This window comes from Pseudomonas sp. NMI542_15, from assembly GCF_021283425.1.
GTDB lineage: Bacteria > Pseudomonadota > Gammaproteobacteria > Pseudomonadales > Pseudomonadaceae > Aquipseudomonas > Aquipseudomonas fortuita.
Genome location: NZ_JAJSRO010000019.1, coordinates 46,599 through 58,262, shown reverse-complemented (window position 1 = coordinate 58,262; position 11,664 = coordinate 46,599). Strand labels below are relative to the sequence as shown.

The window sequence follows — 11,664 nt, the reverse complement described above, 5'->3', positions numbered from 1 at the left end:
CCGGGATTAGTGGAAATTTTTCCGATACAGCCAGTAGTACCCGCCACCCAGAATCGCTGCGAGCCCTACCCACTTCACCGCGCTCGAGGCCCACCAAGCAACCGGTGGCGTGTGCCCTGGAAACGCGAGGCCGATTGCTCCCCACTCTGTCATCGCAGGCCAAAGCCCTCCCCAGATCGCCCCAACGGCCAGCGGTAGAACACCTATGGCAGTGATCATTCCAATACCATCAGGCTGGGTCTCGCACCAGAGACCTGTCCCGAGTATGCCGACCGCAATCAGCACCCCGAGCATCATCCAGGCGTGCGCGGCAAAGCTTACTTCCGGTAGCAACTGCAGCACACCGTGCGTGAAAGCCGCAGCAACTACAGCCACCAGCACAGTACCAACCGGTATCAGCCTTTCTGTTCCTACAAACATATCGATCTCCTGAAGTGTGATCGAGGCGCCTACGCGCCTCGCGGCGGTGTACTCACTTGATGATGCGCTGGTGCAATTCGGCCAGCGATTCCGGCATAGGAATGTTGGCAATCGAAAGCAGCTGAGCGGCAGTAGCTTTGGTCCCGTCGACCGTCTTCTGCATTTTGCCCAATACCACACACCGATTCTCCCACATGCCGTCGCTCTTTGACGGTTGAAGCGCTTCGAGCGGTCTCAACACATGCCACTTGGCCTTGCCTGGGTCAATGACCTTGGCGTTCTTCTCTTGAGGCGATAGATGCGTACCGTAAAACAGCGCTTCACGACCGAACATCCCGAGCGCCTCCAGGAAGACCGCGTGTCCGATGACGAAATTCTCACGAACGTCCGAGGCTGCGATCTTGCCGGATACCATATTGCCCCACTGCGGAATGTACTTCTCGCAACCTTCGAGGAACTCACGCACAAGATCGGCGCAGTCCATTAGCTCATCATCACTCAGGCCAGTGATGGTTTTCTCACTGAGCCCCGTGAGCAGCGTCACGAATTTTTTGAACGCAATCAGGCTCCAGAGCTTGGACGAACGCATGCCCGGAGTACCGTTCTCGAAGTCAATCTTGCGCTTGATCGCAGGCAACTGGGTGAGGAGGTTTTGGAGCCAGGTGTTGTAAGGATTGCGATGATCATACAGCGCGTTGATCGCGCTAGAAGGCTTCACCGCCTTGCTGTTGATGTCAGCAAAAATCTGTTGAGAGCGCTGCAGGCCCTGGTCAAAGTGAATCTGTACCGGCGCCGTTTCATGGCGCAGCGTCTCATCGTTGCGCAGTGCCATTTCGATAGCCAGGCGCCGGTGCTGTCCGTCATTGATCAGCATGGTGGCGCTCATGGGAATGTGTAGCGTGCCTAGTTGCTCGATGCCTTCAAGCGCTTCAAAAGCCATAGCCTTGTCGACGCTCGCCGTGAGCGCTGGCAGTACATAGGTGTCCCGGTTGTCGAGCATGTATTCACTGATGGATTCAGCCCGTTTCTTGTTCAGCGCACGCTGAGCGCGCAATTCCGCAGGCACGGCTTCCTCTTCGTCGAAAACAAACAGGCGAGCCAGGATTGGGTATGGAATCTGGGCGAGAAAATACTCCTGCCCAGCCTGGATACCACGCACGGCTGGTACAGCAAAGCAGGGTTGGTTACGAATCTCGTCGATAGCTTTTTGAGCCTCGAACCCTCTTGCCCGCAAGTGTGCATGCTCCTGAGAGCGGATCTGTTGCTCAAGATGTTCTGCCCGAACCTCTTCTTCGTACCACTCTTTGAGCTCCTCCAAAGTGATACCTAAATGCTGCAGGTGATATCCAGCGTCGTCAGCCATTACGTTTCGTTTACCGGTAAGCTCATCGGACAAGATTGCTCGCATCAGTCGCTTGCCATACTCACGGCGCTCATTCAGCTCATGTTGATTCAGCAGGTCTTCGCGCAAGTCCCCCTTCTTCACCAGGCTCTCTGAGTGAACCGCCACAAAAAGGCCGTACTCGCCTTTGCGCTTGTTGGCTTTGTCCGCGGCATTACGAGCCGCTGTGCCGTCCCTGTGAATCGAAACAACCTCCCCCGGTACAAACCGCTGTGTCTCAAGGGAGCACGCTTCTTTGGCGATCACTGCGTCGTACATTCCAGCCTCCGATTACCTGGTGAGAATGAGCAAAGAATAATATACGTACGTACGTATGTACATATTTTTTTCAAAGGCAGTGGCGCGGCGGTAAAGCTAAAACATATATGTGTTAGGCTTTATTTCTCCCACTGCGCTACCGTGCGCTTCTTCAAGCACTTCAAACGGTAACATCCAGCCTGGAAGCGGCGATGCCCAAATACTCCAAGATCGAACCCTACGATTGGCTTCTTGGCCAATGCTACGACCGCATTGTGGCCTACCTGGCGGGCACGACTACGAATGCAGTCCAGATCCGTCGGGCCAACAAAGGCATTCCACCATTTTCGGACGACAAAGCGATCAGCAAGCCCTATGACCCGCTCTTGGGCACTATGTCGGATGTAGCCCTGGCAAAAATATTCTGCGTCACTGCGTACGAAATTGGCCGCCGCCGACGGCTATTGCAGGTGGATATTTACGAACCACGCCAAGGGCAAAAATTGGAGGATTTTGATCATCTTCTCCCAACCACAAGTAACGCGGAGATTGCACGCCGCGCCGGCTGCTCCAGACAAGCTGTAGCCCAGCGCCGCAAGAGACTGAATTGTGCGAAGCCTGTCCTCCCCTAGCGAGACGGTTGCCTGCTTATGGCCTAAAACATATATGTTTTAGGATATCTAAAACATCTATGCATTAGGCCCCCGAAGTGCCCTGGAGCTCTTTAACCGCTGCCTCGACTCGGTCACCATACTCTTCCTTGTGGCGCTCACGGATCACCGACATCTCGTAGATGAGCAAACTCACCTGCGGAGACAGCTGCGCTTCAATACTGGCCATGTCTTCCTGGACCACGTCAGATTTTTGCGCTGCAGTACGGCCAGGCGTGCCAAAGAATGTTAGCGCCTTTCGGAAATCTACCCCACGGCCGATCAGCCGTTCACACACATGCTCAGCAACCGTAGGGGTTATATCTAAGCCCGCATCACGAGCAACCACCAGCTCGGAAAATACTAACCCTCGCTTGCACCGCTTGTGCGCTGCAGCAACTCGTGCGCCGCATCGACCAGCCATAGACCTGGGATCCCCTACCCCAAGCGTCAGCATGTTCATAAACGCATCAAGGAGCTCGGCATACGCGGCCTCTATCTCCTCTTCATAGATCTGTAACAGCCTTTCTTTCTCGAGAACTTGCATAGCTTTTCCACTGCTAAAACATATATCTGTTAGGGCACTATAGGCGGAAATCTCGGGAACTGTCAGCTGCAGGAGACGCCATTTGTCTAACCGACGCTAGTCGTGCAGCAATTGCTGGATTACTGTATATGCAAACAGTATCAAATCGGTGCCACTATGAATGTCGTATCTCTTCAGCCCCTTCGAGACTCAAGCCAGCTCATTTCGGTTCTCGCCGGAACGGCTGCAGGTGGCTTTCCAAGCCCTGCAGCTGATTACTACGAGCCGCCGATCTCCCTGGATGAGTTGCTGAATATTCGGGCGCCGCACGTATGGATTGTGCGTGTCCAGGGCGAAAGCATGCGTGACGCGGGAATCTACGACGGCGGTGTTTTAATTGTAGACCGATCGATCGCGGCGAGAACTGGCCAGATCGTTTTGGCCTACGTGGATAACCAGCCGCTGGTGAAACGGCTGGCCAAGGCCCCCGATGATCGTTGGCTACTAGAATCGGCCCACCCCAACTATAAGACCATCACCCCTGATCAGTACGGCTCGATTGATGTGTTTGGGGTCGTAACCTGGGACCTGACCAAGCATGTGTGCTGACAGCTCCCGACCTATCTTCGCCCTGGTGGACGTCAACTCGTTCTACTGCAGCTGTGAGCGAATTTTTAGACCCGAGCTCCGGCAGCGCCCGGTCGTTGTCTTAAGCAACTCGGATGGCTGCATTGTGGCTCGTACGAACGAGGCTAAAGCCCTCGGTTTGAAGATGGGCGATCCGTATTTCAAGGTGCGCGGCTTCCTCGAACAGAACGACGTCGCAGTTTTCAGTAGCAATTACACCCTGTATGGCGAATTGAGTCACCGCGTTGGCGTGGCCATCGCCTCACTGGTGCCCCAATGGGAGCGGTACTCAATTGATAAGAATAAGTTGCATACTGTGGACGCCCAAACGTAGATCTTGTCCCCATGGACATTGACGCTTACTCTTACAGAGATTCCACTTGCCTACCGTCGAACACATTCACTTCAGTCCGCATGACCTTTCTGTCAAAGACCGCCTGATTACCTACTCGCTGAATAGCTCCCGTGTAGTGATCGAAGGTCTACCACAAATATTCTGGGAAGACGGCTTGCCTTGGAGAGAAGCCAATCTCTGGGCTATGGAGAGAGTCACCAATGGTGAGGCACTCCTTAAGACCGTTTCTAGCAACCTGAATGGGCTGTTGAACTACGCGAAGTTTTTGGAGAGTCGCGGGCTTCAGTGGTTTGAGTTTCCGTCTCGAAAGGCTGATCGATGTCTTGTTCAGTACCGTGGGGCGCTTATCAAGGCTCGCGATGCTGGTCATATCAGTCCCGCCACGGCCTCCGAATACATGCGTAATTGCATCAGTTTCTACAGGTGGGTTAGGAGGCGTGGCCTTCTAAGCCCGTTATTGCCGCTGTGGAAAGACAAGCGCTATTTCATCAAATACTTTGACCAGGTCGGCTTCGAGCGGACGCTAGCTGGCACCACCACCGATCTTGGTATTCCAAACCGAAAACGCATTGGGGTCACTTTGGAAGGTGGGCTATTTCCAGTCTCTGCGGTTGATCGAGACACCATTCTTGATTTCGCAAAACAGAGCGCCTCACCCGAGCTTTACCTGATGTTGGCTTTAGGTTTCTTCACGGGTATGCGACTGGGAACGATCTGTGACCTTCGTATCGATACGTTGGAGCGTGCCCTACATGATCCGTCTGCTAAAGGTCTGCTTCTGCTATCCGTAGGGCCAGGTGCGTCCCCGCCCGTGCATACCAAATTTGGAGTAACTGGCCAGGTATGGATTCCCGAAGCTTTGTGTTCAGAAGTCTTGGAGTACGCCAAGGGTCTTCGCAGGTTGACTCGCGAGGCACTTGCTGCTGGCGAGCATCAAGACTTGGTGTTCTTGACACGTTTCGGAAACCCTTTTGGACGTCGCAACAGTGATCAATCTTCGGCCATAAACGTTGAGATGTCATCGCTTAGAAAATTAGGCATCGCGTCGGGCATCAAAACGCTCAGGAAGTTTCGCTTCCACCAATCCCGATGCACCTTTGGAACTGAGTTAGCTAGGCTCGCTTTAGCAAATTGCACTGATGTGGCGATAGTGATTGCGACTGTCAGCAATGCATTGCTTCACGGTCGAAATTCGGAGGCTACCACCTTCAAATACATCAAATTTGTGCAAGCCGCACCTGCTAAGCAGGCCATTGCGAACAGCTTCATGACTGCGTTTACAGGGATTTCTTCAATGCAGGGAGCAAGCGATGAATAATCTGACGTTTTCAGACCTGACGTTTCCAACGCTTGAGTACGCGAAAAATGAGACGCCCTGGGATATGGCACCACTTTTATACAACGGTGGTGCTAAGGCAAAAGTGAAGACTGTACGCAGTGAAATCACATCAGGTGCTTTGGGTGATCCCTTGCTGGAGCGGGTAGAGCTTGTGAAAGGGCTCCATGATTGTTTGACCGATGATCTTGCCGGCGGAGGAAGCCGCTTTTCGGCGAATAACAAGATCGGTGCGTTGAGGAAGTTTTTTCAGTGGGTGGATCAATGCGGGCGTCCGTTGAGTGTTGATTCGGTCGCAGAAGCATACCTGGGGTGGGCTGAGCATCTTCTACAGCGTCACCGCGTGGAAGAATATCTAACCGCCGGATCGTTATACGACACGGCAAGTTTAACCGCGACAATGCTCGACAGAGTTCTGGGTCGAAGCTCGACGCTTCTCTACAGCACCCGAATTCGCAAACCAAGAGGCAACGGAAGGGCAGGTAATGGGAGTACTGGTAAGCAAAGCTTAGAAGATAGCTTTTTATTCGGTCAATTCATTGCCGACCTCTGTATGGCCCTTACCTATGAAGTTGTGACGGGGCCACTTCCCATCCAAGTGGAATTGCGGTCGGGTTCCACGCTACCTATCTGGTGCCGCCTGCGCGATACAAAGAAGGAAGCGTCACGAGTGATTCGACCTCGGACCAAATTCCAGATTGCGGACATCCTTCGAAACCGCGAACTTCGGAACTCTGACGTTTCAATCGAGACTCGATACCCGGCAGTGAACCTACGAATTGAAGCCGAACTGCTTATGTTCATCGCACAAACTGGCATGAATTTGTCACAGGCGCATCAGCTTCGGATCGACCAATACCATTACACGAGTCATCTTGACGGTTACCAAGTCAGGTCTTACAAAAAGCGCCGTCAGGGTGAAGTGCTGTTTGAAGTGTTCTCAAGCTACAAGCAGTGGTTCGAACGCTACATCGAGTGGCGAAACACGTGGTTTCCAGACGATCTAGAGGGGCTTCTTTTCCCTCTCGTCCGTCTTGGGGGACGTCTCGTTCTAGAAGCTCCCCAGTTCACAGCTATCACGCGCCTCTGCACATATTCCGGTATTCAATTCGTTCGGCCTCGTAAGCTCCGGGGGGCGCGTATCAACTGGCTGTTACGTGAGTCGCAACGCCCCGAACTTGTGGCAGAAATCGCACAGCACACCGCTGAAACTTTGATTCGTGTTTACGCCGAGCCCAATCCGCAAATTGCTATGATTGAAATCAGTCGATTTCACCGGCAAACAGATCCCGTCGTTTGCTCGCCTGCTCCAGGCACTTGTGTGGCGCCGATTCCAGAATCGGTCGTGGATGCTCCAACTAATGCACCTGATCCCGATTGTATTAATGCAGCGGGTTGCCTTTTCTGCGTCAATCATCGGGATATTGAAAGCGAGGATCACGTCTGGTCTCTGAGTAGTTTGCGAATGCTCAAGAGCTTGGAGCTAGTTAGGTATCGTCCGGCGTGCACGGACAGATCTGAAGAGGCTGATCATCCAGCGATGCTTGCGGTCGAGCGTCTGAGTGCGAAGCTACGGTTCTTTCATGAAAGTAGCGAGGTGCGTCGGCTATGGGTTGAAGAGGCACTGGCTCGCATAGCTGAGGAGGACTATCACCCAGCTTGGGACGGATTTATTCGACTTGCGGAAGTTACAGCGGGGCTTTCCCTATGAGTATGCTCTCGACATTAGGGCTTTCTATCGAGTCGCCTCTCGCCGTTCCTGGGGCATCGAATTACCGTCCAGAGAGCTGGCCTCCGCCGCCTGATTGGCCAGTCGTAATTGATGCGCTGGGCGACGTCGTAAGCCGCTGGGGCGATCCAATTTGGAGGCTTGATCCATGGGCCAAGAAGGCAGTGACCCTGAATTTTGGTGATGGACCAGCTAAAAAATCAGCGGCGCCAATCAGCTCAACGAACGCAAATTTGCTTCGAGTCATCACAGGCTGGTGGCTATACGGGCCGTACGGCGCTCGTGGCTACAGATCTCTTAAAACGCGTTTCGATCAGATGCGACGGCTGTTTGTTCTTTGCGAAGAGGCAGGAATCCTTGCCAGCGAACTAAGCCATTTTCCACGCGTATGCCAACGGATACCTGCCTTTCTTTCTAGCTCAAGAAAAACCGAGTTTCTTTCGTTAATGCATGAGCTTTACGCGTCCAGAGATGCCGTAGGGTTTACGTTGCTGGATCCAGGCTCTCTAACCCGCCTGGCTGCGCTTTTTCCAACTCACCATACAGCTCAAACACCTTACATTCCTCCACGCATTTGGCGCTATCAAGTGACTAGGCTGCGAGAGTGCCTTGATGACTTCCTATCCCATCGAGAACAGGTTGAAGCTTGTTACCGGTTCTGCTTCGCGGCTTACGAACATAACCAGAGGGTTTCGGAGAGAACGGCGTGCGTAAATGCCCCGCCTTTTTGCGGCTATAACATGCAGTTGTCAGGCACTAAAACGGGGCTTCGTTTTCTCGGCGCGTTTGCGGATACCGCGAAACGCTTCGGCGTCTTTGAGCTACTTGAACGGTGGGTGGGTCGAGGTAGCGACTTGCAAGTAACAGCGCTGACTAGCTATCTGAAACTGGTCACCGGCGCGGGGTTAGCTTACATCCTAAACTTCAGTTTCATGCGGGTTGAGGAAGCATGGAATCTTCGAGCCGGGTGCCTTGACGTTGAGCACGACAAGAGCTTCGGCGACATTTTTTTGTTGCGTGGGCAGACGACAAAAACGCTGTCTGATAGCGACGCCCTTTGGGTCACATCTCCATCTGTGGCGGTCGCCGTGAAGGCGATGGAGGTCATTTCTCTTTTTCGCTCACTACACGCACCTCATGAGGCTGCAAGAGTTCTCGCCGGGCGCTACCTGACCGATTTTTCTTACGAGCCCTGGAGCTCATTGCGCAATAAAGGTAATCACTCACGGAGACCGAGCATTCCGCCATATGCCGACCTTTTGAGGCGGTACGGGAAGCTCTTTGACTTAGAACGTTTGCGTATCACGACTGAGGATTTGAAATTAGCCCGGCTGGCTACCCCTTCATTGCCGGAGGAGTATCAAGCGGGCGCTGTATGGCCGTTGGCTTGGCATCAGTTGCGTAGAACTGGGGCAGTGAACATGCAAGCTTCCGGGCTCGTAAGTGATGCTTCGCTTCAGTACCAGCTCAAGCACGTCACACGAGCGATGAGCCTTTACTACGGACAAAATCACTCGCGGATGCGTCTAGAGGAAAAGGCTCATACTCTGTACGTTCGTACAATGTACGAGACGCTTGGGAGAGAGTTGCAGCAGCTTACGAGTGAACGTTTTATCAGTCCCCATGGAGACAAACGAAAGGCTGAGATTGTTCGGCTGATTTCGCCAGAGGATGCGAAGAAAATGATTGGTTTGGCAAAGAAAGGCGCAGTCGCCTGTCGCCCGATCATTCTTGGCGTTTGTTCGAGTCGCGAGCCTTGTCCGTACGGCGGAATTGACAACATTGCCCATTGCGGGGGCGGTGATTCAGTGGATGCAAAACCTTGCCCTGATGTGCTGTATGACTCAGAACGATTGAGCGCGGTAGATGATCTTGAACATGTACTCAAAGAGCGGCTTGCTACTGCTCAGGATGGGAGTCCGCTAATGGAATCGTTGATGGCCCAACAGCGAAGCGTAGAGAGCTTTCGTCGTGTCGTAGGGAGCGCAAATGGACGTTGAACTCCCTGCCCGCCGCAGCGCAGCTGATCAGTATCGTGATGCTTTTGAGCGCCTGAAGCTCAATAGGCCACAGCTTCTACCGAAGGGGACACCGGTCACTCAGAACAACGTGGCCAAAGAGGCCGGGAGCGATCCGTCGGCGCTTAAGAAATCTCGTTTCCCGAGTCTCATCACAGAGATAAAAACCTACGTGGAACAACATGTGGAGGAGCGACTTCCTTCGTTGAACCAGGTAAATCTTCTCGCCCGCCAGAAAAGCCGCGCCCTGCGTGATCGGATTGAGCAAGTTGCCCGGCAGCGCGACCAACTCGCAAGCTTATTGAGCGAAGCGGATGCGAAAATCATTGAGCTGTATGACCGTATCGCTGAGCTTGAGCGGCAGTTGCCTGCGTCAAATATAATTTCATTGGATCCGCGCGGGTCGAGGAAGCTTTGAGGTGGCAGTCGTGGGTGTACACGACTGGCCCTTCTCCAGGAAGGAAAGGCCCAAGGCTACATGAGATATTTTTACGAGACTACCAGCGCATCAAGCAACTTCAGTTCGGTTAGTTTTGAGCAAATGGCCGAGATATCGTTCTCGCCTAGGAGGAAATATGGATTTGAAGCAACAGGAAGTAACTTCGGAGGAGTTCGAGCGGTTCTTCACCGGATTCGAGGCAGAGAACATCCTCGAATGCCATGATCTGGCTGTCAAGCTGGCTGATTTCGCTGTTGAGCCTGCCGCGTTCGTCGTACAGTGCGCGGCAACGATGATGCTGCACCCTAGTGACAAGAGGGTCCCCTTCAGGCCCCTATGGCGTACCGAGCGAGAGACAAGCGCGCGTATCGGCGACTTCAATAGCAAGGCAATGCAAGCGCTCGCTAACGCCACTCCTCTTATCAAAAACCATGAGTTGCGGGCTCGACTCAGCGATTTAGTATGGCTGGAAGTGCGTGACAAGGAACAGCCAAAGATTGCTGTCAGCGCATACATCCAGTCTGCCAAGCGACTGTTTGAGGCCGGACGAAACTTTCCCGCATTTGCCAGAGTTGAGCGCGCGCTAATGCTCGTTGCTTCGCTACGACAATTGACAGACCGTAGCGCTGTATATGATTACATGAATGAGCTTTTAGCTTCGGACGAACTGTTGCGCTCTGACGTCAATCTGCTGAGGCTTTGCTGGGAATACCGTATAAAAGATGATGATTTCCTCTATGCCAAGGCGCTCGAAACACATCGACATTTCTTTGATAGTAAACAGTATCGGATTGCAGTTTCAGTTCTCGAGATATCACTCAAAAGCTGTCATGGGGACAAACCACGCTCCCATCAAATCCTCCAGCTAATTGCCGAGTGCCACGAAGCGGAAGCGCGGCTGCATAAAGGTTCTATCGCCGCGTCCTGCTACATGCAGGCCATCGAAGCCCTAGAGCGCATACCGGGTACGCGGTCTAAGCGAGACGAACTCTACAAGGAATTGAGAGAGGCACAACGTGATATCCAACATGAGATGGGGCTTTTCTCTCATTCATTCGGAAGTCTGCGTGAATATGCCGAGCATGCAGAAAAGGTTACTGAAGGGACAGACGTGTATGACTCGATCTTCCGACTCGCTTTTGCCATATCAAAACCTTCTGATCTTGAAACCTTAAAAGATACTGTCGGATCGAGCTTGGATCCATTGTTGGCTGATTTCGGTGGGATTCATATCGACCATGAGGGGATGACAGTCGCGGTTACGCCAAGTGCTGCCGAAGGCGAGGACGCGCAAGCAGATACCGCCCATGACTGGGCTATGCAGAGCCTACGGAACGATCATACATTAGAGGTCAATGCCAGAATCCTGCCCGCCTTGGACGGTATTGCGAGCAAATATTATTTTCATGAGGAGATCTTGGACTCTTTCTTGGCGAGAAACCCGCTAGTACCGGATGGTCATCAGGAGTTCTTTTCGCGTGGTCTGGTGGCGGGACTAAATGGCGATTACCTTTCGGCAGTCCATTATCTCATCCCCCAGTTAGAGAACTCCCTGCGTTATCGCTTAAAGCAGTTCGAGAAGGAGCCTTCAAAGCGATACCCGGACAACTCTCAGGAGCGAGACGGTCTAAAGGCCCTGCTCGATGAAGAGTTGCTGATTGCTGATCTGGGGGCGCCGCTGCTCGGAAATTTACGGGCTATTCTATTGGATAAAGTATATGGGGACATGCGCAACCACCTGTCCCATGGATACGTGCCTGCCCACGTCTTCAAGGGTGATGCAGCGGTCATGCTGTGGTGGCTGGTGTTGCGAATGGTTCTAGCGCCCTACATCAAGTTTTGGGAACAGAAATACGGCGACAATTTTCGAGATGAAATCAGATCAGGACGCTTCGACTTTACCACATCCATTAACGAGAATTAAT

At 52.9% G+C, this 11,664-nt stretch carries 10 protein-coding genes and 1 pseudogene; 8 read left to right on the top strand and 3 right to left on the bottom strand.

Going from position 1 to position 11,664, the window contains the following annotated elements; all coding sequences use genetic code 11:
• Positions 1-6 precede the first annotated feature (6 nt).
• Both LU684_RS22930 and LU684_RS22925 read right to left on the bottom strand, forming a co-directional pair.
• On the bottom strand, positions 7-420 hold the full coding sequence (locus tag LU684_RS22930; protein WP_134630324.1) for a hypothetical protein: 414 nt from the start codon (positions 418-420) through the stop codon (positions 7-9).
• A gap of 52 nt (positions 421-472) precedes the next feature.
• Positions 473-2,080 carry a DNA sulfur modification protein DndB gene (locus tag LU684_RS22925; protein ID WP_134630323.1) on the bottom strand — a complete coding sequence of 536 codons (1,608 nt, stop codon included), beginning with the start codon at positions 2,078-2,080 and terminating at the stop codon, positions 473-475.
• A gap of 191 nt (positions 2,081-2,271) precedes the next feature.
• On the opposite strand from LU684_RS22925, the gene LU684_RS22920 reads away from it, so the two are divergent.
• Positions 2,272-2,691 (top strand): AsnC family protein, encoded by a 420-nt coding sequence (locus LU684_RS22920; RefSeq protein WP_121757916.1) that lies wholly within the window; start codon positions 2,272-2,274, stop codon positions 2,689-2,691.
• 64 nt (positions 2,692-2,755) lie between these two features.
• Here LU684_RS22920 and LU684_RS22915 read toward each other — a convergent pair whose 3' ends face one another.
• A complete protein-coding gene (locus tag LU684_RS22915) occupies positions 2,756-3,256 on the bottom strand; it encodes a hypothetical protein (RefSeq protein ID WP_134630322.1) in 501 nt (166 codons plus the stop codon).
• A 156-nt stretch (positions 3,257-3,412) separates the two neighbouring features.
• On the opposite strand from LU684_RS22915, the gene LU684_RS22910 reads away from it, so the two are divergent.
• The 7 genes and pseudogenes from LU684_RS22910 to LU684_RS22880 all read left to right on the top strand — a co-directional run bounded on the left by LU684_RS22910 (position 3,413) and on the right by LU684_RS22880 (position 11,663).
• Positions 3,413-3,844 carry a LexA family protein gene (locus tag LU684_RS22910; RefSeq protein ID WP_121757937.1) on the top strand — a complete coding sequence of 144 codons (432 nt, stop codon included), beginning with the start codon at positions 3,413-3,415 and terminating at the stop codon, positions 3,842-3,844.
• Positions 3,834-4,166 (top strand): annotated as a pseudogene (locus tag LU684_RS22905) (Y-family DNA polymerase); the annotation flags it as partial. The gene LU684_RS22910 and the pseudogene LU684_RS22905, both read left to right, overlap by 11 nt.
• 76 nt (positions 4,167-4,242) lie before the next feature.
• Complete coding sequence (locus tag LU684_RS22900; RefSeq protein ID WP_019363908.1) at positions 4,243-5,535, top strand: site-specific integrase; 1,293 nt, start codon at positions 4,243-4,245, stop codon at positions 5,533-5,535.
• Entirely contained in the window at positions 5,528-7,264 is a 1,737-nt protein-coding gene (locus tag LU684_RS22895; protein WP_019363907.1) for a hypothetical protein, read from the top strand. The genes LU684_RS22900 and LU684_RS22895 overlap by 8 nt, the downstream gene beginning before the upstream one ends.
• Before the next feature lie 182 nt (positions 7,265-7,446).
• Positions 7,447-9,282 carry a hypothetical protein gene (locus LU684_RS22890; RefSeq protein WP_228379462.1) on the top strand — a complete coding sequence of 612 codons (1,836 nt, stop codon included), beginning with the start codon at positions 7,447-7,449 and terminating at the stop codon, positions 9,280-9,282.
• Positions 9,272-9,718, top strand: a complete 447-nt coding sequence (locus LU684_RS22885) for a hypothetical protein (protein WP_019363905.1) — start codon at positions 9,272-9,274, stop codon at positions 9,716-9,718. The genes LU684_RS22890 and LU684_RS22885 overlap by 11 nt, the downstream gene beginning before the upstream one ends.
• A 157-nt stretch (positions 9,719-9,875) precedes the next feature.
• Positions 9,876-11,663, top strand: coding sequence for a DUF4209 domain-containing protein (locus LU684_RS22880; RefSeq protein WP_060765400.1), 1,788 nt, complete (start codon positions 9,876-9,878; stop codon positions 11,661-11,663).
• Position 11,664 lies beyond the last annotated feature (1 nt).

What these genes read in the sequence shown, in the direction of transcription:
- LU684_RS22930 (WP_134630324.1), bottom strand. Translation starts at nt 420, where the DNA reads ATGTTTGTAGGAACAGAAAGGCTGATACCGGTTGGTACTGTGCTGGTG.
- LU684_RS22925 (WP_134630323.1), bottom strand. Translation starts at nt 2,080, where the DNA reads ATGTACGACGCAGTGATCGCCAAAGAAGCGTGCTCCCTTGAGACACAG.
- LU684_RS22920 (WP_121757916.1), top strand. Translation starts at nt 2,272, where the DNA reads ATGCCCAAATACTCCAAGATCGAACCCTACGATTGGCTTCTTGGCCAA.
- LU684_RS22915 (WP_134630322.1), bottom strand. Translation starts at nt 3,256, where the DNA reads ATGCAAGTTCTCGAGAAAGAAAGGCTGTTACAGATCTATGAAGAGGAG.
- LU684_RS22910 (WP_121757937.1), top strand. Translation starts at nt 3,413, where the DNA reads ATGAATGTCGTATCTCTTCAGCCCCTTCGAGACTCAAGCCAGCTCATT.
- LU684_RS22895 (WP_019363907.1), top strand. Translation starts at nt 5,528, where the DNA reads ATGAATAATCTGACGTTTTCAGACCTGACGTTTCCAACGCTTGAGTAC.
- LU684_RS22885 (WP_019363905.1), top strand. Translation starts at nt 9,272, where the DNA reads ATGGACGTTGAACTCCCTGCCCGCCGCAGCGCAGCTGATCAGTATCGT.
- LU684_RS22880 (WP_060765400.1), top strand. Translation starts at nt 9,876, where the DNA reads ATGGATTTGAAGCAACAGGAAGTAACTTCGGAGGAGTTCGAGCGGTTC.